General features: G+C 62.8%; 24 protein-coding genes. 9 read left to right on the top strand and 15 right to left on the bottom strand.

Translation table 11 applies throughout. The features are described from left to right. Positions 1–97: 97 nt before the first annotated feature. The 9 genes from ABT375_RS05865 to ABT375_RS05825 form a co-directional block, all read right to left on the bottom strand. Positions 98–1,297 (bottom strand): MFS transporter, encoded by a 1,200-nt coding sequence (locus ABT375_RS05865; RefSeq protein WP_416464425.1) that lies wholly within the window; start codon positions 1,295–1,297, stop codon positions 98–100. Positions 1,298–1,309: 12 nt separating this feature from the next. After that, positions 1,310–1,840, bottom strand: coding sequence for a DUF3237 domain-containing protein (locus tag ABT375_RS05860; RefSeq protein ID WP_416464424.1), 531 nt, complete (start codon positions 1,838–1,840; stop codon positions 1,310–1,312). A gap of 61 nt (positions 1,841–1,901) precedes the next feature. Then, on the bottom strand, positions 1,902–4,262 hold the full coding sequence (locus ABT375_RS05855) for a TonB-dependent receptor (RefSeq protein ID WP_416464423.1): 2,361 nt from the start codon (positions 4,260–4,262) through the stop codon (positions 1,902–1,904). Between the two features lie 69 nt (positions 4,263–4,331). Continuing rightward, a complete protein-coding gene (locus ABT375_RS05850) occupies positions 4,332–5,582 on the bottom strand; it encodes an SGNH/GDSL hydrolase family protein (protein ID WP_261934246.1) in 1,251 nt (416 codons plus the stop codon). Continuing rightward, positions 5,570–7,330 carry a tannase/feruloyl esterase family alpha/beta hydrolase gene (locus tag ABT375_RS05845; RefSeq protein WP_416464422.1) on the bottom strand — a complete coding sequence of 587 codons (1,761 nt, stop codon included), beginning with the start codon at positions 7,328–7,330 and terminating at the stop codon, positions 5,570–5,572. Before ABT375_RS05845 ends, ABT375_RS05850 begins: the two co-directional genes overlap by 13 nt. Next, on the bottom strand, positions 7,327–8,241 hold the full coding sequence (locus ABT375_RS05840) for an ROK family protein (protein WP_416464421.1): 915 nt from the start codon (positions 8,239–8,241) through the stop codon (positions 7,327–7,329). Before ABT375_RS05840 ends, ABT375_RS05845 begins: the two co-directional genes overlap by 4 nt. Beyond that, positions 8,229–9,353 (bottom strand): glycoside hydrolase family 68 protein, encoded by a 1,125-nt coding sequence (locus ABT375_RS05835; RefSeq protein WP_416464420.1) that lies wholly within the window; start codon positions 9,351–9,353, stop codon positions 8,229–8,231. Before ABT375_RS05835 ends, ABT375_RS05840 begins: the two co-directional genes overlap by 13 nt. A 349-nt stretch (positions 9,354–9,702) precedes the next feature. Then, positions 9,703–10,713 carry a LacI family DNA-binding transcriptional regulator gene (locus ABT375_RS05830; RefSeq protein ID WP_416464419.1) on the bottom strand — a complete coding sequence of 337 codons (1,011 nt, stop codon included), beginning with the start codon at positions 10,711–10,713 and terminating at the stop codon, positions 9,703–9,705. Positions 10,714–11,222: 509 nt separating this feature from the next. Further along, positions 11,223–11,846, bottom strand: coding sequence for a TetR/AcrR family transcriptional regulator (locus ABT375_RS05825; protein ID WP_416464418.1), 624 nt, complete (start codon positions 11,844–11,846; stop codon positions 11,223–11,225). Positions 11,847–12,053: 207 nt separating this feature from the next. Between ABT375_RS05825 and ABT375_RS05820 the strand changes: the two genes are divergently transcribed. The 8 genes from ABT375_RS05820 (at position 12,054) to ABT375_RS05785 (ending at position 19,610) form a co-directional block, all read left to right on the top strand. After that, positions 12,054–13,970, top strand: a complete 1,917-nt coding sequence (locus ABT375_RS05820) for a flavin-containing monooxygenase (RefSeq protein WP_416464417.1) — start codon at positions 12,054–12,056, stop codon at positions 13,968–13,970. A gap of 91 nt (positions 13,971–14,061) precedes the next feature. Next, a complete protein-coding gene (locus ABT375_RS05815) occupies positions 14,062–14,448 on the top strand; it encodes a VOC family protein (protein WP_416464416.1) in 387 nt (128 codons plus the stop codon). Positions 14,449–14,474: 26 nt separating this feature from the next. Continuing rightward, positions 14,475–15,533: a hypothetical protein gene (locus tag ABT375_RS05810; protein ID WP_416464415.1), complete on the top strand. Its 1,059-nt coding sequence runs from the start codon at positions 14,475–14,477 to the stop codon at positions 15,531–15,533. Between the two features lie 43 nt (positions 15,534–15,576). Continuing rightward, a complete protein-coding gene (locus ABT375_RS05805; protein WP_416464414.1) occupies positions 15,577–16,557 on the top strand; it encodes a thiamine pyrophosphate-dependent dehydrogenase E1 component subunit alpha in 981 nt (326 codons plus the stop codon). Positions 16,558–16,568: 11 nt separating this feature from the next. Beyond that, on the top strand, positions 16,569–17,540 hold the full coding sequence (locus ABT375_RS05800; protein WP_261934256.1) for an alpha-ketoacid dehydrogenase subunit beta: 972 nt from the start codon (positions 16,569–16,571) through the stop codon (positions 17,538–17,540). An 18-nt stretch (positions 17,541–17,558) separates the two neighbouring features. Beyond that, entirely contained in the window at positions 17,559–17,798 is a 240-nt protein-coding gene (locus ABT375_RS05795) for a biotin/lipoyl-containing protein (protein WP_416464413.1), read from the top strand. Between the two features lie 35 nt (positions 17,799–17,833). Further along, positions 17,834–18,733, top strand: a complete 900-nt coding sequence (locus ABT375_RS05790) for an SDR family NAD(P)-dependent oxidoreductase (RefSeq protein WP_416464412.1) — start codon at positions 17,834–17,836, stop codon at positions 18,731–18,733. A gap of 22 nt (positions 18,734–18,755) precedes the next feature. Then, positions 18,756–19,610, top strand: a complete 855-nt coding sequence (locus ABT375_RS05785) for an SDR family NAD(P)-dependent oxidoreductase (RefSeq protein ID WP_416464411.1) — start codon at positions 18,756–18,758, stop codon at positions 19,608–19,610. An 88-nt stretch (positions 19,611–19,698) separates the two neighbouring features. On the opposite strand, the gene trmB is transcribed toward ABT375_RS05785, so the two are convergent. From trmB to ABT375_RS05755, 6 genes are all read right to left on the bottom strand, one after another. After that, positions 19,699–20,394 carry a tRNA (guanine(46)-N(7))-methyltransferase TrmB gene (gene trmB / locus ABT375_RS05780; protein WP_416464410.1) on the bottom strand — a complete coding sequence of 232 codons (696 nt, stop codon included), beginning with the start codon at positions 20,392–20,394 and terminating at the stop codon, positions 19,699–19,701. 353 nt (positions 20,395–20,747) lie between these two features. Further along, positions 20,748–20,927: a hypothetical protein gene (locus tag ABT375_RS05775; RefSeq protein WP_224550681.1), complete on the bottom strand. Its 180-nt coding sequence runs from the start codon at positions 20,925–20,927 to the stop codon at positions 20,748–20,750. 341 nt (positions 20,928–21,268) lie between these two features. Further along, entirely contained in the window at positions 21,269–22,468 is a 1,200-nt protein-coding gene (metK, locus tag ABT375_RS05770; RefSeq protein WP_261934332.1) for a methionine adenosyltransferase, read from the bottom strand. A gap of 57 nt (positions 22,469–22,525) precedes the next feature. Beyond that, a complete protein-coding gene (lnt, locus tag ABT375_RS05765; RefSeq protein WP_224550679.1) occupies positions 22,526–24,178 on the bottom strand; it encodes an apolipoprotein N-acyltransferase in 1,653 nt (550 codons plus the stop codon). Between the two features lie 5 nt (positions 24,179–24,183). Beyond that, positions 24,184–24,822 (bottom strand): YqaA family protein, encoded by a 639-nt coding sequence (locus tag ABT375_RS05760; protein ID WP_224550677.1) that lies wholly within the window; start codon positions 24,820–24,822, stop codon positions 24,184–24,186. An 11-nt stretch (positions 24,823–24,833) separates the two neighbouring features. Next, positions 24,834–25,355, bottom strand: coding sequence for a GNAT family N-acetyltransferase (locus ABT375_RS05755; protein WP_416464409.1), 522 nt, complete (start codon positions 25,353–25,355; stop codon positions 24,834–24,836). 99 nt (positions 25,356–25,454) lie between these two features. Between ABT375_RS05755 and ABT375_RS05750 the strand changes: the two genes are divergently transcribed. Further along, a complete protein-coding gene (locus ABT375_RS05750; RefSeq protein WP_088181863.1) occupies positions 25,455–25,697 on the top strand; it encodes a hypothetical protein in 243 nt (80 codons plus the stop codon). The last annotated feature ends 157 nt before the right edge of the window (positions 25,698–25,854 follow it).

The following is a 25,854-nucleotide window of genomic DNA, read 5'->3' as shown; positions in this document are numbered from 1 at the left end:
TCAATCCTGCAATGGCTGCTCTCAGGCATGGCCGCTGGCGATACGGGCCGGCGGTTGTAGCATAACGCAAATTACCGTCAGGGCGCCAAGAGAACGACTATGACTGGTAATCGACTTGGCCACGCCATTGGAGTTCCACGCTTGCCGGATCGAAGAGCATGTTAAGGATAAGGCCAGTAGCCAGGGCTGCTGCGAACGCCGTAGCAAGATAAAAGCCATATATCGCATCACCCAGATATTCGCCGATCAATCCCATCGTCAGAGGGGCGGCGACGGCACTGACGCAGGTGAAGAAGAGGATGACGCCGGAAATCGCGCCATGCTGCGTCTTGGGAAAGCAACTGATGCCTTTCGAGTTTAGGGTGGGATAGATCACAGACATGAACAGCCCGGAAAGCGGCAGGGCGACGACCGCAAAGGAGCGTCCGCCGACTATCGCGCTGGCAAAGCAGAGCAGAATGGCTACGCCGCACAACGCCATCACACGGGTCCAGTCGAAGCGTTCGAGCAGCCAGAAGCCGCCAAATCGGCCGACAACGCGCAGGATGAAGAAGATCGACAGCGCATAGACGGCCCATTGCCACCCCGGGCCAGTGTAGCCGGCCAGCAGCGTGGGCATCCAGACATAGATGGCCGTTTCAACCCCGACATAGAGCATGATCCCGGAACTGAAGGCCAGGGCATAGCGATTGCGTAGCATCGCCAGCATGTCGGCAAGCGGCGCGCCATCCGGGACGGCGGCACGCATCGGTGGATAGGGAACACGCCAGGCGACGATCATAAGCAGACCGCAGAATAACGCGGCGATCAGGTAAAGCCATTTCCAGGACGCATCATGCGACAGGAGATAGGCGACGATGGCCGGGCCGATGATCGCGCCGATGCCGAAAAAGCCCTCCACCACGTTCATCGTCGCGGTATGGGCGCGGGTCGATGTGGATATGTCGCCGATCAGCGCGAGCGCGGCGGTCTTGAAGATGCCGACGGCAATGCCGCCGATGAACAGCAGGACGAGGAAGATGCCGAAACTGCTGATCCAGGCGAAGAGCGAGGCGCTGAGGCCGAACAGGCCAAGGCCGATGAGGATCGTCGCCTTGCGCCCCAAGCGATCGGCCATCGAGCCGAGCAACACGCCGCCCAAGGCTATGCCGCTCATCGTCGCATAATGGAACGATCCGCCTGCGGTCATGCCGAGATCAAATTCGCGGATGACCGAGGGGATGATGACGCCGACCGATTCCGAAGTCATCGCGAACATCAGGAACATGAGGTAGGTGAGCCAGCGAATGCGCGCCATCGTCTGCGGTCCTTAAACCAGCTTGTACATGCGGATGCGGACGGCCGGGGTCTTGATTTCCGGCACAGGGCCGACCGTGCCCGTGAACATGGCTTCGTTCAGCCAGCCATGGGGACCGTTGGGGACTTCGAAGGTCGCGGTCGTTTTGGCATAGCCTTTTCCGGCCAGCCCTTTGTTCTGAATACGGATGACGGTACCGTCCGCTTCGCGCATCAGATAGGCGGCTTCCAGTTCAGTGAAGCCGTCCGGGCGGATCAGTTGCCAGTCCATGCCTTCGGGAAAGATCGTACCGCTGAGCCGTGGTCCCTTGAACGTGCCGCCGGTGATGGGGATGCGGACGCGCTTGCCGTGCGGGGTCGTGCCGATGTCTTCGGGCGGTCCCAGCGTGACGATCGCTTCATAGACGAATTCCGCACGCGGCGTGTCGTCGGCCTTGGCTTGGGCGGCGATGCCCGGCGTGTCGATCAGGCCGGTCGCCAGCGCGCCTGCCGCCAGCAGCAAGCCTCTGCGCGATGGCTGCGTGTCAAGTTGTTCATCCGCCATGCCTATGTCCCCTCCAGACGATGGAGCGCCCTGCTTATGAAGGCGCTCCATGCTTATCGTATTAGAACTGCATGCCCAGACGCACGCCATAGGTGCGGGGCGGATCATAGTTCGCGGTGGTGCTGCTCCACACCGTCACCAGATTATTGGGCACCCGCTTGTCTTCCAGATTGTTGACAAAGGCGGTGAGCGACAGTTGCCCGTTGTCGGTTTCGTAGCGCAGGTTGAGGTCGGTCTTGGTATAGGATGCGCGGCGGCTCTGCGCATAATTTTGGATGTCGCTGAAGGTCCGCGACTGGACGAAGAAATCGACGCTGGGCGTCAGGCTGCCTGCGCCGCCCAAGTCGAAGATATGCGCATAGCTGGCGCGGGCGCTCCATTTGGGGGCGTTGGCCAGTTCGTTGCCGGATACGTCGCGAATGACGGTGCCGGGCAGCGGCTGGTTGCCGAAAGCGGCCGTAATCGCATTATAATTGCCGCTGGCCGAATTGAGATTGTCCGATGCGTTCGGGAAGGAACGGATCTTCGCGTCGAGATAGGAAACATAGCCGCTGATCCGGTCGGCGCGGGTCGGCCGGAATACGGTTTCCAGTTCGATGCCGCGCAGGCGGGCCGTCGCGGCATTGGTCGTCACCGCCGACACCTGATTGGTGAGCGGGTTAAGGACAATGCTGGAAACCTGAAGATCCTTATAGTCCATGTTGAAGGCGGTGGCCGACAGATAGAGTTTGCCGCCCATCAGCGAGCTGCGGACGCCGACTTCGTAATTGGTTACGGTTTCCGGCTGATATTGGCGATATTGCGGAGCGTTGCCGCTGGCTTCCAGACCGCCGCCACGGAAGCCGGTGCCGACGCTGGCATAGGCGAGCGTTTCGGGGGTTACTTCATAATTCACGCCGGCCTTCCAGCTGACGTTGGAGAATTTGGCTTCCGGCCGGTTGGTGTCGTCGGACAGCGCATAGACGAATGGGATGCCGGGGCAGGTCGTGGGCGTGATGTTCGCCAGCGTGATCGTGTCGCCGGGGCAGACCAGTTCGATGTTGCGCTGGTTGACCTGTTCCCATGTGGAACGCACGCCGCCCAGTATCTTGAGGCCCGGCGCGATTTCGAACGTGCCCTGACCGAAGACGGCCTGCGACTTGGTACCCTGACCCCGGTAGGAGGTTACGACATCGACGCCGCTGATGGTCGAAATATTGTTGCCGGTGCCGACGACCTTGGAGATTCCGGCCGCGTTGAAGATGCTGTTGAAAGGGGCAGGTGCGGTGTCGCCCGCATGGAGCAGGCGGGTGCCGGAGGGTTGCTTGTCCTGATAGAGATAGCCGCCCAGCACGAGATTGAACGGGCCGGAATCGAAATTGGCATTGAGTTCGTGCGACCGGGTTTCGGTGCGCCGGTCGATATTTTGCTGCGTGAAGACGCCTGTCGCGGAATCCACGCCGTTATTCTTCAGCACCGAATAACCGGCCAGGTAAGTGAAGGACAGCGTATCGCTCGCCTGCCAGGTCAGACGCGATCGGGCGGCGTAATATTTTATGTCCATCTGGTTGTCAGTGACGAGATCCTGCCCGGCGTTGACGGTTTCGTCGTAGATCGTCTGGATCGGGCCAAAGGTGCCCGCTGGGATATTGGCGTTGGGATAGACGTTGCGGCTGCGCATATAGGTGAGCGGGATCGTGCCCTTATTCTCCCCATAGTTGAGCGACACGCGCCAGGTCAGGCTGTCGCCCAGACGCAGGATGGAGTTGACGCGCAGGCCGGCCTGATCGGTCTTGTTGTAATTCTGGCGCGCGGCATATTTGTCGCCGAACCCGTCATCGACCTGCCGATAGGCGGAGACGCGCAGGGCGAAGGCGTCGCTGATCGGCAGATCGACGGCGGCGCGGGCGCGGACTTCGTTGAAGCGGCCATATTGGATGTCGGCGTTGAAGCCGAGCGTCTTGCCCGGATCGGCGGTGTTGATGTTGACGACGCCTGCGGTCGCGTTGCGGCCATAGACGGTGCCCTGCGGCCCGCGCAGCACCTCCACCGATCCAAGGTCGAACAGGCCAAGCGTCAGGACGGCGGCGGACGGATCGTAGATGCCGTCGATCTGCGTGGCGACGGTCGAATAGCCGCTGAAGCTGTTGTTGGAGCCGATGCCGCGAATGGCGAAGCCGTTTTGGCTGGATTGCAGGCCGGGCACGGTGCTGGTCAGCGCGGCGGCGGAATCCACGCCTTGCCGGTTGAGGCTGTCCTGCGTCACGACGCTGACGGCGACGGGCGCCTTGGACAGCTTCTCGGAGGTTTTCTGCGCGGTGACGACGATGTCGCCCGCATAGTTTTCGGGCGCGGTCGTGTCCTGCGCCAGGGCGGGGGAGGACAGGGCCGTGATGCTGGCACCGATGCTGGCGCTGGCGAAAAGGAATGACAGTCTGTTCATGATACTCTCCCTTTGATTGCCCGGAACGGCTTGATCCCCTTGATCCGGGCGATTGTTTTTGTGGCGATGTCAGAAGCGGAAATGGTCCCGCGCGGCCTTGGCCATGGCGGCATAGCCGGCGTCGGACGGATGGAGTTTGTCGCCGCAATCATAGGCGGCGAGGATATGGTCGGGGGCGGATGGGTCGCGCACGACCGCGTCGAAATCGATCACGCCGTCAAATTCGCCGCTGGTGCGGATCCACTGGTTGATGGCCTGACGGATTTTTTCCTTTTCGGGCGTGGCGTAGCCAGGGAAGGTGGAGCCCAGGAACGGCGTCAGCGTCGCGCCATGCACCTTGATCCCACGGGCATGGGCACGCTGGATCAGCTGACGATAGCCTGCGATCAGGTCATCGGCGCTGATCGTGGGATGATTGCCTGGCGCGCGGGGGTTTTTGAGGCCGCTGAGGCCAAGGTCGTTGATCCCTTCCAGCAGGACGATGTCGGTGACGCCCGGCACGGCCAGCGCGTCGCGGTCGAAGCGAGCAAGGCCGCTCTGGCCGACTTCGTCGCGCAGGACGCGGTTGCCGCCGATGCCTGCATTGGCGATGCCGATATTGGCGATGCCCTTGTCGGTCAGCAGGCGTGCCAACTGGCCCGGCCAGCCGCGCAGCAGCGGATCCTTCGCACCGAAGCCGTCGGTGATGGAGTCGCCGAAGGTGACGATCGCGCGGGCCGTCCGGTCCGATTGGACGAGGACCGAGGAGACGATTTCGCGGGCGGAGACGGAGGTCATGTTGGTCAGCGTGACCGATGCGGTCTGGTCGGCGCCGGTGGCCCATTGTGCGATATGATTGGGGTCGGACTGGGGCAGCGTGACCTTCACGGGCAGATAGACACTGACGATGGCGACTGCGCCGGGCTTTACGGAAAGCGCGAGCGGATCGGACAGCAGAGGCGCGCCCATGGGCAGGCGCACCGAGCGTGCGCCGGAAAAGGTCAGCGGGCGAAGGGTGGTGGCGTCGATCCGACCCTGCGCATCGGCAAGGGCGATGGTCGCGCTGCCGATCGTCACGTCCTGTAGCTGGGTTTCGCCGGACAAGCGGACCTGTAATTTCGTGCCGCCTGCGCTCAGGCGCAGATGGTAGCGGATGGTGCCCTGCACTTCCGGCGCGGGCTGCCAGAAATCATAGGGGAGTTTTTCGGTCGGCACGGACGGGCTGGACGCCCAACTCGCCACCCAGCGGCCATTGTCGGCGGCGAAAGCCTGCATCGGCAGCAGTACGGCATGGAGCGCGACGGCTGCTAGAGCGCATAGGCCCGACCTCATCTTACGCATTCGAAACTATCCTCTCTCTCGATGTCGCCCTTGCCCTTGTACCGGGCATATTCGGGATATTTGCAGATCGGGCGGGTGCGGCCGGGCCAGGGGCTGGCGGCCGATGCGACGCCATGGAGGCGATCGGGTGCGCGGCCTTGTTCGACCCAGGCGACCATCGCGGCGAAGGCGTCATAGCGGTCGGTGGCGGGACCGCCTTCACAATGATTCATGCCGGGGACGGGGAAGATGCGCGCGGTGTCGGAGGCCGCGCCATGATAGCGGGCATCCATTTCGCGATACCATTGCAGCGTGTCGTTCAGCGTGAAGACCGGATCGGCTGCGCCATGGGGGACGATCAGCTTGCCACCGGCGGCGCGGAAGGCGTCGATGTCGGGCGAACGCGCGGACATCATGTCCCAGCCGGATTCGCTGAAGGGGGCGGCGGTGCGATAGATGGCGTCGGCATCTCGATCGAAATCATAGGCCATCTGCCATTGCAAAAGCTTTTGTGGGTCGGGCGAGGCGAGCGTCGGTGGCGTCTGGAAGATGGTCGGCAGGGCGGACCCGCCGATCAATATGTTGAGCGCGGGCACGCCTTCCTTGGCGAGGCCCAGTTTCCATACGGCCCAGCCGGGCGCGCCGATGCCGCCGTCCCAGGGAAAGCTGGCATAGAGGGCCGTGCCGTCGCGCTTGCGCGGGCCGGACAAGGACTTGGACAATATGTCGATCTGCGCGCGGGACAGACACTGGCCGCTCTGGTCGCCCTTGCAGGTGAAGCTGTGCAGGACCGGCAGCACATCGGCGTTGGTGCATTGATCGATGCGCATGACGAGGCCGTCGACCAGCCCGTCCTTCCCATCGCAGGCTTTCAGGACAGCGCTGCGCACGATGCCGAGCTGGGCGGGGGAGTAGAGGCTGGCAAACTGGCTGAACGGGCGCACGCCCTTGGCGTCGGGCTTGAGCAGCCGCCCGAAATGCTGCGCGTCCCACGTCTGGGCCAGACCGGCGCGGGGTAGGGACATGCCCGGCGCGGCGGCGACGATGCCGTTGAAGGCATTGGGGTAGCGATGGGCGAGCGCGAGGCCTTCCTGCCCGCCCTTGGAGCAGCCTGCAAAGTATGAATAGCGCGGCGCTTTGCCGTAGAAGGTGGTGACGGCGGCCTTGGCGGCCTGGGTCACCGCGTCGAGCGAGGCATAGGCATAGTTGCGGCGCGCTTCCGGATCGAAGCCGAAGGCGACCGCGCCGCCCTTGGCCGGATCGCTGTTGACGGCATTGTCGTGGCCGGAATCCTGGCTGACCACGGCATAGCCCTGGGCGAGGGCCGGGGTGACGAGGCCTACGCCTGCCGTTGCGCCGAGCGCATTGCCGATTTCGCCATTGGTGCCGCCGCCGCCCTGAAACAGGAAGCGACCATTCCAGTCGAGCGGCAAGCGCAGATGGAATTTGATGGCGTAACTTTGGCCGTCCACGCCCTTGCGTTCGGCCATGACTGCGCGAATGTCGCAATGGCTCTTGAGCGGCGTGGCGTCATATTGGAAGTCGCGTGGGTCCGGTTTCGGCGCTGGTCCTTGCGGCACGAAGTCGGCGCTGGTGACCCGGGTGGAAGCGTCGGGCCAATGACCGCGCAATGTGTTGGCGAATGCAGTGCATCGACCGCCATCGGATGCGTCGGGCGCAACGGGGCTTGCCGCAGATACCGGCGCGGACGCGACGATGAGCGTGGCGAGGGCGGAGGTCGTGAACCAATGGCTGGCGTGGCGGATCATGCTGGCGTCTCCCGCAGGGCGTTCTGGCCGATGACGATCGCGCCCAGCGGTCCCGCCTCACGCCCCAGTCCCGGTGGCACGATCAGATCGTGCAGGGCATCAAGGTCCAGACCCGCCAGATAGCCGCCCAGATTGTCGGCGACCGCGACGCGGATGTTGTCGAGCAGGGCGGGGCGGTGGTCGAGAACGCCGCCGCCGATCACCAGACGGTGGGGCGAAAGGCACAAGATGAGCATCGCGGCCCATTCGCCCAATTCCGCCGCGACCTGTTGCCATATAATATCGTCGTCCGGCACCTCGGCCAGGGGGCGGTTCGCGCGCGCGGCCAGCGCGGGGCCGCCGATCAGCCCCTCCAGGCAATCGCCATGAGCGGGACATGCACCTGCAAATGTGTCGCCCGGCGTGCGGCGGATGCGCATATGGCCCGCTTCGGGATGAAGACGGCCATGAACGGCCTTGCCACCGACGACGATGCCCAGCCCCACGCCGGTGCCGATGGTCGCATAGACGTGGACAGGGCAATCGGTCGAAGCGCCCCAGGCGCCTTCCGCCAGCGCTGCGCCCGCCACGTCGGTATCTATGCCCACCGGTATGGCGAAACGACTGGCGAAATGGCCATGGACATCCACGCCCGCCCAGCCGGGCTTGGGCGTATTTTCCATATGCCCGAAATGCGCGTCGGCGGGGTCGAGGCAGAGCGGGCCGAAGCTGCCGATGCCGATCGCTGCAAAGGGCGCTCCCCTGCGCCAGCCGTCCAGCGCGGCGGAGATATCGTCAAGCGTTTCCGGCCCCCGCGTCGGCCAGCGGCTTTGGTGCAGGATGGTGCGGCCCCGCGCCAGTGTCGCGATGCATTTTGTGCCGCCCAGTTCCACACCGGCGATAAGGGGGGCTTTGTCGGTCACGCCAGCCATGCGTGTTCTCCGTCCAGCATGATCTGTAGTTCGGGCGCAGGAGTGCCGCCGAAATGCGCGCGGGCTTGCGCGACATCGCGGGGCGGCTCCGTCAGCCCGACCAGATCGACGAAACTCTGCACGCGCAGGTCCGGCAAGACCAGCCAGCTATAGGCCTGATAAGGCGCGGCGGGCGGATTTCCGAAGACAAGGCCTGACCCGTTCAACGGGCGCCACGGGCCAGATAGCCTGTCGGCGACCATGCCATATAGGCCCGTCGGACCAGCGGGGCCGGACGGCGCGAATACCTTGGTCTGGGTGGACCAGAAGAGATAATAAAGGCCGTTGCGGACGATGACATGCGGCCGCTCCAATTCGTTGTTGAGGCCGTCGGCATCGACCAACGGCGGCAGGATCTGCCAACCGTCCTCCGCGATGCGCCGGGCGATGCCGACGGCTCCGTTCCAGGCGGATGTGGATCGAGCAAGCGATCCGGCGAAGAGGAGATATTCCGCACCGTCGGCAGGATCGCGGAAGAAAGCGGGGTCGCGAAACGCCTTGATCGACCCGATCGCGCCGCCGCCGGTCATGTCGCTGCTATAATGGACGTCGTCGGGCGCGACGCATTCCTTTGGCGTCGCCCAGGGCGACAAAATGACGCTGTCCTTCTCCACCGACAGGCGCGCGCTCGTCTGGAACAGCCTCTGGACGAAGCTGATTTCCGCCTCGTCCCGAATGCCCGCGACGGTGTAATAAAGGGTGATCGTCACGCCATCGGGCGACAGGATCGCTGAGCCGGACCATTCGCGGCTGCCGGGAGACAGGCTATCGGGCAGCACCGGACCCAGATCATGCCAGTTCGCGCCTACATTATGCAGTAGGCGCATGCGAGCCATGGCATGGCGGGCATCCGGGTCGGGCAGGATCGGCGCGGACAAGGAGATGAACAGTGTCCCGCCTGCAATTTGCGCCAGATGGCCGTCGGCGTGTTGAACCGGCCAATAATCCCACAGGTCCAGACTATCGATCACGCGAGGCTGGGCCGTGATGAGGGGCGCGTAGGATTCAGGCGCCGCCTTGATGCGCATTACGTCTTGGGCTGTCCAGCGCGTTGGAATGATGGTGCCGCTCATGCCGCGATACGCCCGAAGGTCACGACCTTCGCCAAGGCGTGCAGTCCCTGGCGAAGGTCCGACTTCCGCCGCGCGGGCCATGCCGCCGGCGTAGTGCTCGTCATGGTGCAGGTGGGAACGCGAAACATGCTTTGGCCGATCCGTGCGACGTCGCCGCTGCGCTCATCGCGCTGATGCTTCATCCATGAAGCAACCCGTGTCAAAAGCAGCGCCCGCACCATCGTCCCCCAATTCGTCGTCTTATGTGTTGCAGCATTGCTATATCGAACAACAAACGTTTGCAAGAGGAAATGCAAACGTTAGCAATGGCATTTTGCTGCTATGGTCGATGTGTGGGGAACGCCGCCGATCAGGCGGAGGCGCGCAGCACCAGCGTGGGAGGCAGGGAGATGGATGCCGTCTTTTTCCCGGCGATGCGCTGGAACAACAGGTCGATCATCATGCGCGCGCCCAGCGCGACATCCTGTCGAATCGTGGTGAGCGACGGAGTGGTCTGACTGGCGATGAAGACATCGTCATAGCCGATGACGGCAATGTCTTCAGGCACCCGCAGGCCATGATCGGCAATCGCGCGCAGGGCGCTCAAGGCGATAACGTCGGACGCTGCGAAAATGCCGTCGGGGGTCGGATGATCGCGCATATAGTCGCGGATCGCGGCATAAGAAGCTTCAGGGGTTACATGGGTGGGCAAGACGAAACCCGGCGACGCGTTCTCCTGCGCAATGGCATGGTTGAACCCGGCGAATCGCGCTTCGAATTCCGGCACGTCCGGATTGCCCAAAAAGGTCAGCCTTTTGCGGCCAGTGGACAGAAGGCGCTGGGCTGCCAGACGCCCCCCTTCGAAATTATCCGAACCGACAGTCATCTGGTTGTAGCCAGCGACCGAAGCGCCCCAAACGACGAGAGGATCATAGGTGGCGGACACTTGCTCGATTGCGTCGATCTGGTTCGATTGGCCGACGATGATGACGCCGTCGACCTTGCCGGAATCGACGAAAGCCTGAAGCCACCGATCGTTCGAGGGAATGACGCGCGACAGCAGTAGATCATGGCTGCGATCGGCCAGGGCGTCGGCAAGAGAGGCTATCAGGCTCATGAAGAACGGGTCGGTCAGATGCTGTTCGGTTTCGTGACCCAGCGGCAGCACCACGCCGATCGCACCTGTTCGCCTGAGTCGAAAATTGCGCGCTGCGACGTTGATCTGAAAATCATGGTCGCGGGCAAGCTGTTTGATCCTGTCTCTGGTCGCCTTTGCAACCAAAGGATTATCCGCCAGGGATCGGGAAACAGTGGATATGGATACCCCGGCAAGTATGGAAAGATCGGCGAGACTGGCGGCTTTCTGGCGTTTCATTTGCATATTCCAAGGCGGGTTTCATGCCATTCGAAGGACTTTGCGATTTCCCGATAATTTCGGTGCTAGGGATAGGCCTTGTCATACGCAAGACGCTAGCGATGCAAGGAAGCCCCAGCATCCGAGTTCAACTGCTGCTTCGGCACGCTGAAAACCCAAAGCCGCCCGCCGGCCTTTGGGAAATCGCATTGGCCTCTAGATAGCTGTGAAGAGTCTATAGCGATGAAGGACCCGACCTTGCGGCGATAGCGGAACCCCAACGCGCGAGCCTTGTCATTAGGCGGCGGGGGGCTGACCATCGGCGACCGGAGGGTCACGCAGGAGGTGCGGCTTCACAGCTACGGCTTAGTCCGACAACCAGAACGACGAGCGGGACATCGCAGGGGCTTCCATCCAGATAGGGAACCATTGAATCAAGCCGTCCAAGCCTACTAAACAGGGTGATTGAGTTTTGACCAAAGAGGGCAATAGCGATCACGCTTCAATCCAGAACGAATAGTATCAAGAAGCAGCCTTTATAGAGTAGAGTGGATCCCATTCAGAAATATCGTGGTGACCAAATCGGCATGCGCTCTCATTTCGGCATCCGTCATCGGCTCACCGCCCAGAAGCAACCTGCGTTGCCACTCTCCAAGAGCCATGACAACAAATTGCGTGGCTATAGGGTGGCTTGCTGCTTCCGCCATGCCTTCGCCTTCGAGGATGCTGACTACGGGCATGACTTGATAACGCTCGAACTGTATCCGAGAAATCTGGCGTAGCTCGTCAAAGTCGCCGCCTTCGCGATAGATCAACCTGGCGATCTGCAGGCTGAGGGGCGCAAATAGCTGCCGTTGCATTTCCGTTGCGTAAGTGACCAGGCGGCTGTGGAGATCACCTTCCAAATGGGGCAGGTCGGGTTGGATCTGGCGACCGGAATAATCGAGGCAAGCCTCGAAAAGTGCAAGTTTGTCAGGATAATAATTATAGAGCGTTCGGCTCGAAACTTCAGCCTTTTCTGCAATGTCCCGCAGCGATGCCGCGCGAAACCCCATGTGGGCGAATTCCTCCAAAGCCATGGCGATCAGGCGCTGTCGTTTTTGCTCAGCCTCGTCCGCCTTGGGGCGTCCAGCTCGTCTTTTTGCCTGTATTTCGCTCATTTCGATCCTCTTTCGATCAGCATTGCGTCGAAGGCAAGGTCATTCCTCACGCAGATTGACTAATTACACATATAACTGTAATTAATATATATCGAGTCGGCGATATGTCGACCATTTGGGAGGCAAAGGATGCAGGGGCGAGATTCTAGTGACGACAGGATGATGCAATCCGGGACTGAGGCGGCGATTCAGGCTCTGGATCCCGTCATGGCGCTCATGTCCCTGATCCAGATCACTGGCGATAGAACGCTGCTGCATCACTATTGGGACGCGCTCGATGGCCGACAGGAGACGGTCGTCGAAGCCTTCCGGGACATTAATGCACATGATCTGCGGAAGCGGGTTGATCCGGTCATCGCCGCGGAAATTCGTGATGCGCTGCGGGTGGCGGTGAAGGCGGGCAAGCCCGCGGTCATGCCCCATATCGACATGCCGATGTTCCGCCAAATGTCGCGGCTGCTGTTGGGCAAGGATTTGCCGGAAATGTCGATGGCCGTCGCTTTCCAGCATGGCGGTTTCACGACCGACACCCGCGTCCGGGCCGCAAAGGACATCCCGCCAGCGGACTTCAAGGTCATCGTGGTGGGAGCGGGAATGATGGGGATCAATGCCGCTGTGAAGCTGCAGCAGGCAGGGTTCGACTACACTATCCTGGAAGCGATGGACAAGGTGGGCGGCAACTGGCTTACCAACACCTATCCGGGGGCTGCGGTCGATACACCCAGCCGGGTCTATTCCTTTTCGTTCGCGCCCAATGCGTCATGGACCCAATTCTATCCGCGCGGTCCCGAATTCCTGTCCTATCTGGAACGCGTCACCGACAAATTCGCTTTGCGTGAGCGCATCCGCTTCGGCACATGGGTAGAGGGCGCCGAATGGGACGAGGCGCGCAAGATCTGGACGGTCAGGGCCGTACGCGACGGCAAATCCGAGACGCATGAATGCAACGTGCTCATCATGGCGGTTGGCCCGAACAATAATCCCAATTACCCCAATGTGAAGAATATCGACGTCTTCAAGGGACCGGTCATCCATTCGGCAGCCTGGGATCATAGCGTCGATCTGGAAGGCAAAAAGGTGGTGCTGGTGGGCACCGGCTGCTCGGGTGTGCAGGTGGCGACCGCCATTGCCGACACGGTAGACGAACTGGTCGTCGTCCAGCGCCAGCCCGAGCATATCATCCCCAATCCGCAAGCCCACGCATCCGTCGACGAAATCGAACGGATCGCCATGGAGCAGATTCCGTTCGTCGTGAACTGGAAGCGGCTGCAGAGCCTGGAAAGCCAGATGGGGGACATGCACGGCATGGTCATCAAGGATGACGATTATGCCGCGAAGACCGGCGGCTTCGGTCCGATCAACGATGGCATGCGGATGTACGCCGAGGGCTATCTACGGAGCCATTTCCCCGACGATCCGGAAATGGTCGAATCGCTGACGCCCAATTTCCCGGTCTTCGCGAAGCGTCCGATTCTGGATTGCGGCTTCTATGACACGATCAAGAAGCCGAATGTCTCGATCGTTCGCGGCGAACTGGCCGAGGCCGACGACAATGCCGTCATCCTCTCCGATGGCACCCGCATCGAATGCGACGCGTTGCTGCTCGCGACCGGCTACAACCTCCATTTCGGCCGTCAATTCGACATTCGCGGCACCGACGGCAGGACGCTCAAGGATGCTTTCGATCCTCATCCCTTCTCCTATGAAGGCATGTTGATCACCGGCTTCCCCAACTTCGTCTTCATGGGCGCGCCGTACAGCTATCTGGTCGCCAACCATGCGGTCGTGAGCGAACAGCAGGTCCATTACATCGTCGAACTGCTGCAATGGATGGTCGATGACCATCTCGCCTCCTTCGACGTGACGCCTGCCGCCACCAGGGCGTTCGTCGATGATGTCGACGCCAATCTCGCGCGATCGGCCTGGGTCCAATGCGGCAGCGCCCATGGCTATTATCGCGACAAGGGGAGCGACGGAAAGAAGAAGGTCATCCTCGCCATCCCGCGCCATAATTCCCGTATCTGGCATGATCTGCGAAGCCCGCGCGAGGAGGATTTCGGCGTGACGAGACGCGAAGGCGGGCAGCCAGCGGGCGATCGCAAGATGGACATGTTGACGATCTGACCGCGCGGAATGGCGCCAGCCCATTTTCAGACCCATTTTCAGACGAGGATAATTTATGACCGATCCACGCCCCGCCGGCAGCAATGATGGCATGACCTTCGCCTTTTCCAAGACCTTCGTGAGAGATCTGGACGCGATGGCGAAATTTTATGAAGAGGTCCTTGGGCTCATTCCGTTCAATCGCCACCAGGATGCGATGTTCGGTCGCGCGATCGATGAAATCACATATCAGGCCAGTTATGCCGGTGGTCCCGCGCTGACCCTGATCGCTTATGTCGAGGGCGAAGCACCCGCTGCAGGGGAGGCCGTGCAGGGTTTTGTAACGCAGGATCTCGATGCCGTCTGCGCCCGCGCGACGGCGGCCGGTGGAGCGGTTCCCGATCCGATCCGCGAGGTGCCTGAATTCGGGCTTCGCGTGGCGTTCGTCATCGATCCGGAAGGCCATATCAACGAAGTCATCCAGATGTTGAACCAGTAACCAAGCCGCAAGCCAGGAGATTGACCATGCTTCGTGATTTGGCCGAAACCTTCCGTCCCGTCGCACCGCCGCAACTGATCGACAATGCTTACAGCAACGACCAGCACAGTCGCCTGCTTAACGTCGTCCGCGACAATGGCCCCTGGCCGCTGATTCTGGCGGAGAATTTCAAGACGCCGGAAGAGGTTATCGCCACGACCTCCGGCTCCATACCCGAAGGGGTGACGCTGACATGGGACATGATCGGCCTCAATCCGGTTTTCAGGGGCTATCTGGCGCGTGGTGGCACCTGCTTCTATCCCGAGATCGAGGACTGCTATTATAACAGTCGCTTCCTCGAACTGGTCCGCAATTATTGGGGGTGCCAATATGCGGAGCCGGAAACATTCCTGTTCAACATCCAGGGACCGACCCCGATCGGCGGTCCGCCGCATCTCGACGGCACCGTATTCCGTGGCATGACCATGGAGAACACACCGCTCTGGCTGCTGTTGACCATGGCCAAGTCTCGCCTGTTTGACCGGTGGCGTTCGAAAAAGGGACAGGTCATCGCATGGTATTATAATGGTCGGATCGGGGGTGGCTTCAATTGCTGGCCCGATGGCCCGAGCGGTCAAGCGATGCAGATCAATGCGCCGATGTGGGGCAAGGCCGTGGTCGTGGAAAACGAGATGATGTTCCATCATGGCCAGGCCACCGGCCCGGTCGCGCAGCGCAAGCCGCAGGGCATGGATATCAGCACGACCTTCGGCGCCGATCCGGAGGATCCGACCGGCTGGCAACTCGCCACGTCCGGCAAGATCAACCAGAAGGTGGCAGGGCAGGACATGCGTTTCCTCGTCCACTGGGGCGCGCGACTGTTCAAGGACATGGCGGATTTCAGGCAGACGTACGATCATAGCGACGACATCGGCGCCGATCAGGCGATCAACATGCTGATCGCCGACATGAAGACGCGCGGCGTACAATTTGTGGAGCCGACCGATCCGCTTCATGACAACAGCTTCGTCGCTCTGTTGAGCCAAGTTTACGACATTGGCGGCCCCTCCAATATTCCGGCCGACGCGATGGACGAGGCGGCCTGAAAGGCAGCCGTCGATCTGACAACGCGTCATTGGAGACACTGCAATGCAAAACGACGTTCAATCCGAAGCCTATCTTCGGATGCTGAAGATCCGCGGCTTCGAACAGGCCGTCACCCGGCTGGTGACAGAGGGTGAAGTGCCGGGCGCGGTCCATACCAGCATCGGCCAGGAAGCCGCTATCGTGGGCGCCTGCATGGCGCTCAAACTGAACGACTATATTTCAGGGACGCACCGTTCGCATGGCCATCCCATCGGCAAGGGCGCGGATCTGAAACCACTGATGGCCGAAATCCTGGGCAAGGCGACGGGCATATGCAAGGGCCGGGGTGGCTCCATGCATTTCACCGACAAGTCCGTGGGCAGCATCGGTGAATCCGCCATCGTGGGCGGCGGCATTCCGATCGCCACAGGCGCCGCGCTGACCGCGCAGGTCAGGAATAGCGGCCAGGTCGCGTTGACCTTCTTCGGTGACGGCGCGTCCAACGAAGGCGTCCTTTCGGAATGCCTGAACATGGCGGCGGTCTGGAAACTGCCCATCATCTTCTTCTGCGAGAATAACGGCTATGCGGCGGTCACCTCTGCCGCCGCCAGTCATGGGCAGCCGGATATCGCCAAGCGTGGCGAAGGGTATGGCGTCCCCGGCGTCATCGTCGACGGGCAGAATTTCGCTGCGGTCCATGCCGTGACGGAAGCGGCCGTCGCCCGCGCTCGTCGCGGCGACGGGCCGACACTGATCGAGGCAAAAACCTATCGCTTCGATGAACATTGCGTCGGCCTGTTCATCAAGGGCGGCTACCGACCCGCCGAAGAAATCGATCATTTCAGGAATGAGCGTGATCCGGTGACCCTGCTCCGCAACAGCCTGCTGGCCGATGGCATGAGCGAACGCGCCGTCGTGGAGATCGAAGCACAGGCTGCAGGCCTGATTGAGGAAGCAGTGGCCTTCGCCAAGGAAAGCCCCTTCCCCGATCCCCAGGAAGCGTTCGAGCTGGTTCACGCCAATCCCATTCCGATCCGCCGTTGAGGACGCCCATCATGACCGAAAAGAGCAAGCGGATGACCTATCTCGACGCGCTGGGGCTGGCGCAGCGCGAGGAACTGGAAGGTCGCGACGACACCATCATCATCGGCGAAGATATCGCCCTCTATGCCGCAGGCGGCGCCTATGGGGACATACATCCCAGTCGCATCCGCAGCGCGCCGATTTCCGAATGCGGCTTTGCCGGCATGGCCGTCGGCGCAGCCATTACCGGGCTGCGGCCGATCGTCGACCTGACCATCGCCAATTTCATCTATCTCGCCGCCGATCCCATCATCAATCAGGCAGCGCGTTTGCGCTATATGACCGGCGGTCAGTTCAAGGTGCCGGTGACGTATCGCGCGTCCATGTGGCACGGCCAGGCCAATGCCGCCCAGCATTCCGATCGCCCCTATCCGATGTTCATGAATATCCCCGGCCTGAAGATTGTCTGTCCCGCCACGCCCGAAGACGCCAAGGGCCTGTTGAAGGCGGCGATCCGGGATGACGACCCGGTCATCGTGTTCGAGGACAACGACCTGTGGGGCAAAAAGGGCGATGTGCCTCTGGACACGGAATTCGTCGTGCCGATCGGCAAGGCAAAGACACATCGCGCAGGGTCCGACGTCTCGATCATCTCGATTTCGGGTTGTTTGCGCCATGCACTCAAGGCTGCGGACGCTCTGGCGACGGAGGGTATCCATGCCGACGTGATTGACCTGCGCACGCTGCTTCCACTCGATAACGACGCGATTCTGGGCACGCTCGCCAGGACCGGCCGGGTGGTCATCGTCGACCCGGCGCACCGCACCATGGGGGCCGCGGCCGAAATCGCGGCGATCATCGTCGAGGACGGGTTCGACATGTTGAGGAAGCCGGTGAAGCGCGTCGTCACGCCGGACGTGCCGATTCCGTTCAGCCCGCCGATGGAGGCGCCGCTCTATCCCAATCCTGAGAAGATCGCCGCCGCCGTGCGCGAACTGATGTGAGCCATCCGGAGAGAGACTATGCGCGTCAAGGTTGTAATGCCCAAATGGGGCACGGGCATGAACGAAGGCACGATCGTTAAATGGCTGAAATCCGTCGGTGATCGTGTCGAATTGGGTGAGATGCTCGTCGAGATCGAGACGTCGAAATCGACCCAGGAAATGGAGGCGCCCGCGTCGGGCACCCTGACCGAGATATTGCTGCCCGAAGGCGAGGAAGCGGAAGTCCGCACGCATATCGCGACCATCGTAACGGACTGACTGGGCTTGGCCCGTATCCCCAACAGGAGCCGGTAATGATGCAGAGACCCGATATTGCAGGGAAGGTGGCGCTGGTCACGGGCAGCAGCAGGGGGATCGGCCGTGCGATCGCGCAGCGGCTGGCGGCTGCGGGCGCGACGGTCGTCGTCACCGGCCGATCGCTGGCGGAACCTGCAGCCGGCCATCGCGCCGGGGCGGGCGTGACGCTATCCGGCACATTGGAGGAAACTGTCGCGCTCGTGGAAAAAGCTGGGGGCAAGGCCATTGCTATTGCGGCAGATCTGGAGGTCGAGGCGGAGTGTCGATCGCTGATCGATCGCGCGGCGGCGGCGGCTGGCGGTCGGCTCGACATATTGGTCAACAATGCCGGGTTCGTGGACTTTGAACCCATGGCCGACATGCCGCTGGCAGTCTTCGATCGCACAGTGACGCATTATCTGCGCGCGCCATTCATCCTGAGCCAGGCCGCCATTCCCTTCATGCGCAAGGTCGGCGCGGGCTGGATCGTCAACATCAGTTCGCAGGATGCGTTGCCGCCGATCAGGCCCTATCCCGATTTCGAACGATATCGCGGCTATGTGATCTACGCGGCAGCCAAGGCTGCACTCAACCGTATGACCCAGGGTCTTGCCGCGGAATTGCAGCCGGAGAATATCGCGGTGAATGCGGTGGCCCCGTCGACGGCGATCCGCACGCCTGGCGCCGACGCCATGATACCGGAAGACTTCCCGACGGAAGACGTCGCATATCTTGCGGAAACCGTGTTGGCCATGAGCTATCTGCCGGCAGCGGAACGCAGCGGCCTGATCGGTTTCAGCATGCATTTTCCCTGGCATCAGAACATTCCGGTGCGCAGCCTGGATGGCATGGACACATTGCCCCGCCGGGAGCCTCCGCACTGGTCGCATCCGGCGATCGACAAAACCGACAAATGATCGGCGCGAAAAGGAGGGGGCCATGAACAAGGCAGAGATTTTCAAGGGCAGGACGGCTGTCATCACCGGTGCAGGCAGCGGAATTGGCGAAGGGTTGGCGGGTGTCGCTGCGGCGATCGGCATGAATGTCGTGCTTGCCGACGTGGTCGAGGATCGGATCGCGCGGCTGGCTGTGGGAATCGAAGCCGCCGGCGGATCGGCGTTGCCGGTCGCGACCGACGTTGGCGATGTCGCCGCGCTCGAACGCCTCGCCGACGCCGCCTATGGCCGATATGGCGAAGTCGGACTGCTGGTGAACAATGCCGGAATCGAAACCATCGGGTTCAGCTGGGAGATTTCAGGCGATACCTGGGATAAGCTGCTGTCGATCAACGTGCGGGGCGTTGTCCATGGCTGCCGCATTTTTGCGCGGCATATGCTGGAAAGCGGCAAGCCCGGCTATATTGCGAACGTTGCGTCCATAGGCGCCCTGGGCATGATGCCCACCCAGGCGCCCTATATGATGAGCAAACATGCCGTGTTGAGCTTCACCGAATGCCTCTATCTCGAAATGCAACTCAAGAAAGCGCCGATCCATGTTTCGGCGGTGTTGCCTGCCCAGGTGGCGACGCGCATTTTCGAGGATGCGCCGACGGATCGCCAGTCCGGCTTCATCGAGCGTCAGCGCGAGATGATGCACGCCATGATCTCCCAGAGCGGGTTGACGCCGATGGAAGCGGGCGAGTCCATTCTGGACGGTATCGCGTCCGGCGCATTCTGGGTATCCACCCATCCCGAAACAACAGCGCAGATGGCGCGCGCACGTTCCGATTATCTGGCGAATCTCGCCAATCCAGCCTTGGCGGATCAGGCGGAGGCTCTCTTGCTTGCCGAATAATCGCGGTAGCGGAAATCATCGCTGAAGGACGGCGGGCGTGGATCGGCCAGGCCGCAGGAGAGCTGTCTCCTCGACGCCGTCGTGCGATCTACCTGCGCCGATAGCGGAAGTACCAGACCTCATGGCCGATACGCCGGGCCTTCGCCTCGTAGCGGGTTTCGGGCCAGCCACCGGGACGGGTCTGGAAATCCCTGGGCTCGCTGGCGAGCCATTCGAAGTCGGGATGGCCGTTCATCACCATGAGCGCCCAGCGCAGATAGACCGGATGATCGGTGCCGAAGCGAAACTCGCCGCCGGGCTTGAGCTTCTTCGCGATCATCGCGACCGGGCCTGGGTTCATCATCCGCCGCTTGGCATGGCGCGCCTTGGGCCAGGGATCGGGATGGAGCAGATAGACGAAGCTGAGCGCGCCGTCGGGGATGCGGCTCAGCACCTGGAGCGCATCGCCCATGTGGAGGCGGACATTGCCCAGCGCCTGGTCGCGGACATGGCCGAGCGCGGTGACGACGCCGTTGAGGAAGGGTTCGGCGCCGATGAAGACATGGTCGGGCAGCATGTCGGCGCGATGGGCCATATGTTCGCCGCCGCCGAAGCCGATCTCGAAATGGAGCGGCCGGTCATAGCCAAACAGGCCCGCTGCGGTGATTTCGCCGTCTTCCGGCACCGAGATGGCGGGGAGCAGGGTGTCGACCAGTTCCTGCTGCCCCTGGCGCAGCTTGTGCCCGGACTGGCGGCCATATAGGCGGTTGAGGGTCGTGGGATCGCCGGATTTATGCGCTGTCATGGGACGCGCCGATAGCGGGACGGGATGGGGAGGGCAAGCGGGGTTGCTGGGGGAAGGGGCGGGAAAGCCTTGGGCCAGCCGATCCGCTGCATCATCCGGTCCACGGCGGTGTCGAGCTGGGACGCATCATAGACGGTGAGGTCATGCGCAGCTTTACCACCCATTCGTCCAGCGCGACCGCCAGAGCCAATGATGTGATACGCATGAACCTGTCCCCTCCCGAACCCCTTCTGTGCAGGCAGGGTAGCGGGAAGGGACAGAATAACAAGCAGTTGGCGGCAAACGCTGAGGAGGGGCGTCGCCGGTTTCGGCGGGACATGGCTCAAAGCCGCCCGCCGCCTTCGTTCGTCAGGTCATTTGCACTTGATGAAACGGCCCTTGGCATCCTTGCAGACGGCCTTTTTCACGGGCGGTTTGGGGGCGCATTTGACGAACTTGCCCTTCGCGTCCTTGCAGGGGGCGGCAGATGCAGGAGCAACATTGCCGGCGATCAGAGCGAGGCCGAGGAGGGCTGTGGCAACCATCTTTGTCATTGAAAGCCTCTTTGGGGAGAGGTGCCGGGTCCGACAGGGGTGGCGAACCCGACAAGGGCGGTATGGGCCGGGAGGAACCGCTTTCCTAGTGAACTTTTCGTCATCTTATGGACAGGTGGCGAGGAGGCGGAAAGGGCGCCGAAGCATGGTGCTTCGACGCCCTTTTGGGATTGGACGATATTTGGGAAGATACACCCCCTCTCCTTCAGGGGAGGGGCAGCGAGACTTGGTTCGGCGAAGTCGGACCTGGTCGCTGCGGGGTGGGAGTGTGGCTCCAATAGTGCGCCTGGACGACAGCCCCCGCCCCCTACCCCTCCCTTAAAGGGGAGGGGCTAAACAGGTCAGGCCAGCGCGGCCTTGAGGGCGTCGACCAGATCGGTCTTTTCCCAGGGGAAATAGTCGCCGTCGGGGGTGCGGCCGAAATGGCCGTAGGCGGCGGTCTTCTGGTAGATCGGCTTGTTGAGGCCCAGATGGGTGCGGATGCCCTTGGGCGTCAGGCGCACCAGCGTCGGCAGGACGGCTTCGATCGCCGAAGCCTCGACGGTGCCGGTGCCGTGCAGGTCGACATAGAGCGAGAGCGGCTCGGCAACGCCGATGGCGTAGCTGAGCTGGATCGTGCAGCGACGGGCGAGGCCCGCGGCGACGATGTTCTTCGCCAGATAGCGGGTGATGTAGGCGGCCGAGCGGTCGACCTTGGTCGGGTCTTTGCCGCTGAACGCGCCGCCGCCATGGGGCGATGCGCCGCCATAGGTGTCGACGATGATCTTGCGACCGGTGAGGCCGGCGTCGCCGTCGGGGCCGCCGATTTCGAACAGGCCGGTCGGGTTGACGTAGATGGCTTCATCGCCCGGCAGCCAGCCTTCGGGCAGGATGTCGGCCATGACGCCCTTGACATAGGCGCGCAGTTCGGCGCGGCTGTCATCATTGTCCATGCCTGCGGCATGCTGGGTCGAGACGACGAGGGCGGTGGCGCGGACCGGCTTTTCATCGATATATTCGAGCGTCACCTGGCTCTTGGCGTCGGGTTCCAGGAAAGGCACGACCTTGCCATGGCGGTCGGCGGCCATGCGCTCCAGTATCTTGTGGCTGTAATAGAGGGTGGCGGGCATGAGGTCGGGCGTTTCGTCCGACGCATAGCCGAACATGATGCCCTGATCGCCGGCGCCTTCGTCCTTGTTGCCGCTTTCATCGACGCCCTGCGCGATGTGCGCGGACTGGCCGTGGAGGTTGTTTTCGAAGCGGAAGGTCTGCCAGTGGAAGCCGTCCTGCTCGTAGCCGATGCGCTTGACCGTTTCGCGGACGGTGGCTTCGATCTCTTCCTGCGCGCCGGGCGCCCAGGCGCCATTTTCATAGACGCCCTTGCAGCGGATTTCGCCGGCCAGGACGACCAGTTGGGTCGTGGTCAGGGTTTCGCACGCGATGCGGGCTTCGGGGTCTTTCGACAGGAACAGATCGACGATCGAGTCGGAAATCTGGTCCGCGACCTTGTCGGGATGGCCTTCGGAAACGGATTCCGACGTGAAGAGGAATTGGTTACGCATGGGACTCCCGTAAGACATGGGCGGACGAAAGGACATAAAGAAAACTTTATGTCGCTATTAGCTTTTGCCTCGGCGGATGGCAATGGCCGCGCCGAGCAGGATGAGCATCAGCAGGCCGGGCGCCCAGTTGCCGAGCCGCGCGAAGAGCGGGGGGGATAGCGCGGGAGGCAGGCCGGAGTCGAGGAAACCGGCGCGGTTGAGGCCGAGCGCGTGGACGACATGGCCGCGCGCATCGATGATCGCCGAGACGCCGGTCGGGGTGGAGCGGATGATGGGGATGCCTTCCTCGATCGCGCGCAGGCGGGCTTGCGCCAAATGCTGGACCGGCCCCCAACTGCCGAACCAGGCGTCGTTGGAGGGGTTGAAGAGAAAGGCCGGGCGGTTGGCGGCGTCGATGACATGGCCCGAGAAAATGATCTCGTAGCAAATCTGGACCCCCATTTTCAGTTCCGGACGGCCGAGCGTGGCGGGCAGGGGCAGGCTTTGCGGGCCGGGGCCGGGCCAGAAATCGGCGTCGCCGGGGACGAGGCGGGAGAGACCGAGGGGCTGGAGCAGCGACCGCATCGGCAGATATTCGCCATAGGGCACCAGATGGGCCTTGTCATAGCGGCCGAGCAGCCGCGCATCGGGGGTGACGATGAACAGGCTGTTATTGGCGCCGGCCAGTTTGGATTCGCCCATCGGGCTGTCCGGGTCGGGCTTGAAATAGACCTTGGTCGCGCCGGTCATGAGCAGGTCGCCGGGGCCGAGCAGCCCGGCGAGGCGCGCGCGCCAGTCGGGTTCCATGTCGAGATAGGCGGGGATCGCGGCTTCGGGCCAGAAGATCAGGCGCGGGGCCGGGCGCGGCGTGCCGGACAGGGCCGCGAGGGTGCGGAAATGCGCTTCTTCCAGTTGCGGCGAATATTTTTCGTCCTGGCCGATATTGGGCTGGACCACGCGGATGCGGGGCGCGCCGGGGGGCGTGGCCGGAGCGGGCGAGAGGAGGCCCCAGAGCGCCAGGGCGGCAAGGGGCGCGGCGATCGTGGCGGCCGGGCGGAACTGGCGGCGGAGGGCGAGGCGCAGGGCGGCGGCGGCGAGGATCGTCAGCGCGCCCAAGCCATAGGTGCCGATCAGGGTGGCGGTGATGGCGATGCCGGTGGGCAGGAGCGTGGCGCCGAGCGGGTTCCAGGCGAAGCCCGTGAAGAGGGTCGCGCGGAGATATTCGGTGGCGAGCCAGGTGGCGGCGAGGAGGATGGTGAAGGTCGCGCTTGTGCGCACCTCGCCGCGACTAGGCGGCTGAGCCGCCAAATCTCGTTGCCCTTGGCCGGAGTCACGTGCCTCCCCCCAATGCTTGCGGGAGGGGAGTTTGTGATTGAGCCACCATGCGCCCAGAGTCGCGAGGCCGGGATAGACGGCGAGGTAGAGCGACAGGAGGACCACCGCGCCATAGCCGAACCAGTGCGGCATCGAATCCTGGAAAGTGAAGGCGTGGGCGATCCAGTTGAGGCCCAGGGTGAAATGGCCGACGCCGAACAGCCAGCCGCGGGTGAAGGCGGCGCGGCGGTCGGGCGCGCGCTCGATCAGGATGATGAGCGCTGCGAGGCAGGCAAGGGTGACGGGCCAGAGGTCGAGCGGGGCGAAGCCGGTGGCGGAGAGGAGGCCCGCCAGCAGCGCGGCCAGTTTCGGCCGGGCCGAGAAGGCGGCGATGAGCGCAGCGAATGGGGCGCGCATGGGCGTTATCGGCCGATCGTCGCCATGGTGGCGTGGCTGCACCTGTCGTCCTTCTTGCCGCCGCCGGTCAGCATCGAGGCGGCGATGAACCCGCCGACGATCAGCACCAGGAAGAGCGCGGAAAGAAGGGCCAGATATTTCTCGATAAAGGCTTTGATCGGGCGGCCGAATTTCCAGAACAGGAAGCCAACCAGCATGAACTGGAAGGCGCGGCTGACGATGCTGGCCCAGAGGAAGGTGAACAGCGACAACCCGACGAAGCCCGCCGTGATGGTGATGAGCTTGAACGGGATGGGCGTCGCGCCCTTGATGAGAATGATTTCCGCGCCGTAATCGCGCAAATAGCAGGCCGCGACCGGGAATTTGGCGGTGAGGCCGAGCGCGGAGAGGATTTGCTGGCCGACGGCTTCATAGAGGAAATGGCCGATGGCGTAGCCCAGCAGGCCGCCCAGCACCGAGGCCAGGGTGCAGATGAACCCGAAGCGGATCGCCTTTTCCGGGCGTGCCAGGCACATCAGGCCGAGCAGCGGATGGGGCGGGATCGGGAAGAAGCTCGATTCCATGAAGCTGATGGCGAAAAGCCAGCGTTCGGCGTGGCGGTGCGCGGCCTTGGCCAGCGTCCATTGGTAGAGCCTGGTAAGCATCGATCGCGGACCTAGCCGAGTTCGTTTCGGGTCGCCAGCGCTTTCGCCAGCACCGTCATCGCGAGCGGCGGATCGAGCGGAATCGGAAAGGCGCGCGTCTCGCCGGTCGGGGCATAGCCGCGGCGTTGATACCAGGCGATCAGTTCGGTGCGGCTGTCGATCACGGTCATTTCCATGAGGCGAGTGGCGAAGAGGCGGGCGGCATGATCCTCCGCCGCGGCGATGAGGCGACGGCCAAGGCCGCCGGCTTGGCGCGCCGGATCGATGCAGAGCAGGCCGAGATAGGCGATGCCGTCGCCTTTATCGGTGATCTGGACGCAGCCGATCGGCATTTCCCCCGCATCCAGCGCGACCACCAGCCGTTCGGCAGGACTGGCGAGGATCGTGCGAAGTGTATCGAGGCTGGTGCGCGGGCCGCTGAGCAGGTCGGATTCGAAGGTCCAGCCGGCGCGGGCGGCGTCGCCGCGATAGGCGCGCTCGATCACGGGGTGGAGCAGGGGAAGGTCGGCGGGGGTGGCGAAGCAGATGTCCATGGCGGGGGCTTTAGCGAGGCGGCGATCGCTTGTGCAGAGGCTTTGCGCAGCTTGATCGGACGGCGCGGACGCATAATATGGTGGCAAAGGAGAGACGATATGCAGGGCATGGGCGAGGGCGGTTGTCCCTTTACCTTCAACACCGATCCCGCGACCTTCAAGGTCGGCGATCCGGTCAGTTACCGGGTGACGGGGAGCCTGGACGGTTTTCCCTTCGCCGGCGTGTTGCTGGAAGTGCATGACGATCATGTCGTGCTGACCAGCGACGAGGACGACAAGACGAGCCGGATGCGCGCGACGCGGGAAAGCCGGCCGGTGGTGCGCGAAGAGGATGTGTGTTGATGGACGCATAGCGGCGGCCTGCCGGCCTACGGGTTGGCCTGCGCCTCCGGCCTGCCGGCCTACGGATTAGCTTGCGCCTCCGGCCTGCCGGCCTACGGCGTTGACTGTACGGTGCCGTCTGGGCATGGACTTACCCATAGAGTCCTGTTTGGTCGGC

The sequence above is a fragment of the Sphingomonas sp. VDB2 genome (genome assembly GCF_047946695.1).
Classification (GTDB): domain Bacteria; phylum Pseudomonadota; class Alphaproteobacteria; order Sphingomonadales; family Sphingomonadaceae; genus Sphingobium; species Sphingobium bisphenolicum.
The sequence above is the reverse complement of the archived record's forward strand: the minus strand, read 5'-3'. Positions and strand labels throughout refer to the sequence as shown.

Bases quoted from the DNA above. Each gene is read 5' to 3' on its own strand.
- ABT375_RS05755 (WP_416464409.1), bottom strand. From the start codon at position 25,355: ATGGACATCTGCTTCGCCACCCCCGCCGACCTTCCCCTGCTCCACCCC.
- metK (WP_261934332.1), bottom strand. From the start codon at position 22,468: ATGCGTAACCAATTCCTCTTCACGTCGGAATCCGTTTCCGAAGGCCAT.
- ABT375_RS05750 (WP_088181863.1), top strand. From the start codon at position 25,455: ATGCAGGGCATGGGCGAGGGCGGTTGTCCCTTTACCTTCAACACCGAT.
- ABT375_RS05860 (WP_416464424.1), bottom strand. From the start codon at position 1,840: ATGGCGGATGAACAACTTGACACGCAGCCATCGCGCAGAGGCTTGCTG.
- ABT375_RS05775 (WP_224550681.1), bottom strand. From the start codon at position 20,927: ATGACAAAGATGGTTGCCACAGCCCTCCTCGGCCTCGCTCTGATCGCC.
- ABT375_RS05850 (WP_261934246.1), bottom strand. From the start codon at position 5,582: ATGCGTAAGATGAGGTCGGGCCTATGCGCTCTAGCAGCCGTCGCGCTC.
- ABT375_RS05800 (WP_261934256.1), top strand. From the start codon at position 16,569: ATGACCGAAAAGAGCAAGCGGATGACCTATCTCGACGCGCTGGGGCTG.
- ABT375_RS05810 (WP_416464415.1), top strand. From the start codon at position 14,475: ATGCTTCGTGATTTGGCCGAAACCTTCCGTCCCGTCGCACCGCCGCAA.
- ABT375_RS05830 (WP_416464419.1), bottom strand. From the start codon at position 10,713: ATGCAAATGAAACGCCAGAAAGCCGCCAGTCTCGCCGATCTTTCCATA.
- lnt (WP_224550679.1), bottom strand. From the start codon at position 24,178: ATGCGCGCCCCATTCGCTGCGCTCATCGCCGCCTTCTCGGCCCGGCCG.
- ABT375_RS05865 (WP_416464425.1), bottom strand. From the start codon at position 1,297: ATGGCGCGCATTCGCTGGCTCACCTACCTCATGTTCCTGATGTTCGCG.
- ABT375_RS05845 (WP_416464422.1), bottom strand. From the start codon at position 7,330: ATGATCCGCCACGCCAGCCATTGGTTCACGACCTCCGCCCTCGCCACG.
- trmB (WP_416464410.1), bottom strand. From the start codon at position 20,394: ATGACAGCGCATAAATCCGGCGATCCCACGACCCTCAACCGCCTATAT.
- ABT375_RS05835 (WP_416464420.1), bottom strand. From the start codon at position 9,353: ATGAGCGGCACCATCATTCCAACGCGCTGGACAGCCCAAGACGTAATG.
- ABT375_RS05760 (WP_224550677.1), bottom strand. From the start codon at position 24,822: ATGCTTACCAGGCTCTACCAATGGACGCTGGCCAAGGCCGCGCACCGC.
- ABT375_RS05785 (WP_416464411.1), top strand. From the start codon at position 18,756: ATGAACAAGGCAGAGATTTTCAAGGGCAGGACGGCTGTCATCACCGGT.
- ABT375_RS05825 (WP_416464418.1), bottom strand. From the start codon at position 11,846: ATGAGCGAAATACAGGCAAAAAGACGAGCTGGACGCCCCAAGGCGGAC.
- ABT375_RS05840 (WP_416464421.1), bottom strand. From the start codon at position 8,241: ATGGCTGGCGTGACCGACAAAGCCCCCCTTATCGCCGGTGTGGAACTG.
- ABT375_RS05805 (WP_416464414.1), top strand. From the start codon at position 15,577: ATGCAAAACGACGTTCAATCCGAAGCCTATCTTCGGATGCTGAAGATC.
- ABT375_RS05855 (WP_416464423.1), bottom strand. From the start codon at position 4,262: ATGAACAGACTGTCATTCCTTTTCGCCAGCGCCAGCATCGGTGCCAGC.
- ABT375_RS05790 (WP_416464412.1), top strand. From the start codon at position 17,834: ATGATGCAGAGACCCGATATTGCAGGGAAGGTGGCGCTGGTCACGGGC.
- ABT375_RS05815 (WP_416464416.1), top strand. From the start codon at position 14,062: ATGACCTTCGCCTTTTCCAAGACCTTCGTGAGAGATCTGGACGCGATG.
- ABT375_RS05820 (WP_416464417.1), top strand. From the start codon at position 12,054: ATGGCGCTCATGTCCCTGATCCAGATCACTGGCGATAGAACGCTGCTG.
- ABT375_RS05795 (WP_416464413.1), top strand. From the start codon at position 17,559: ATGCGCGTCAAGGTTGTAATGCCCAAATGGGGCACGGGCATGAACGAA.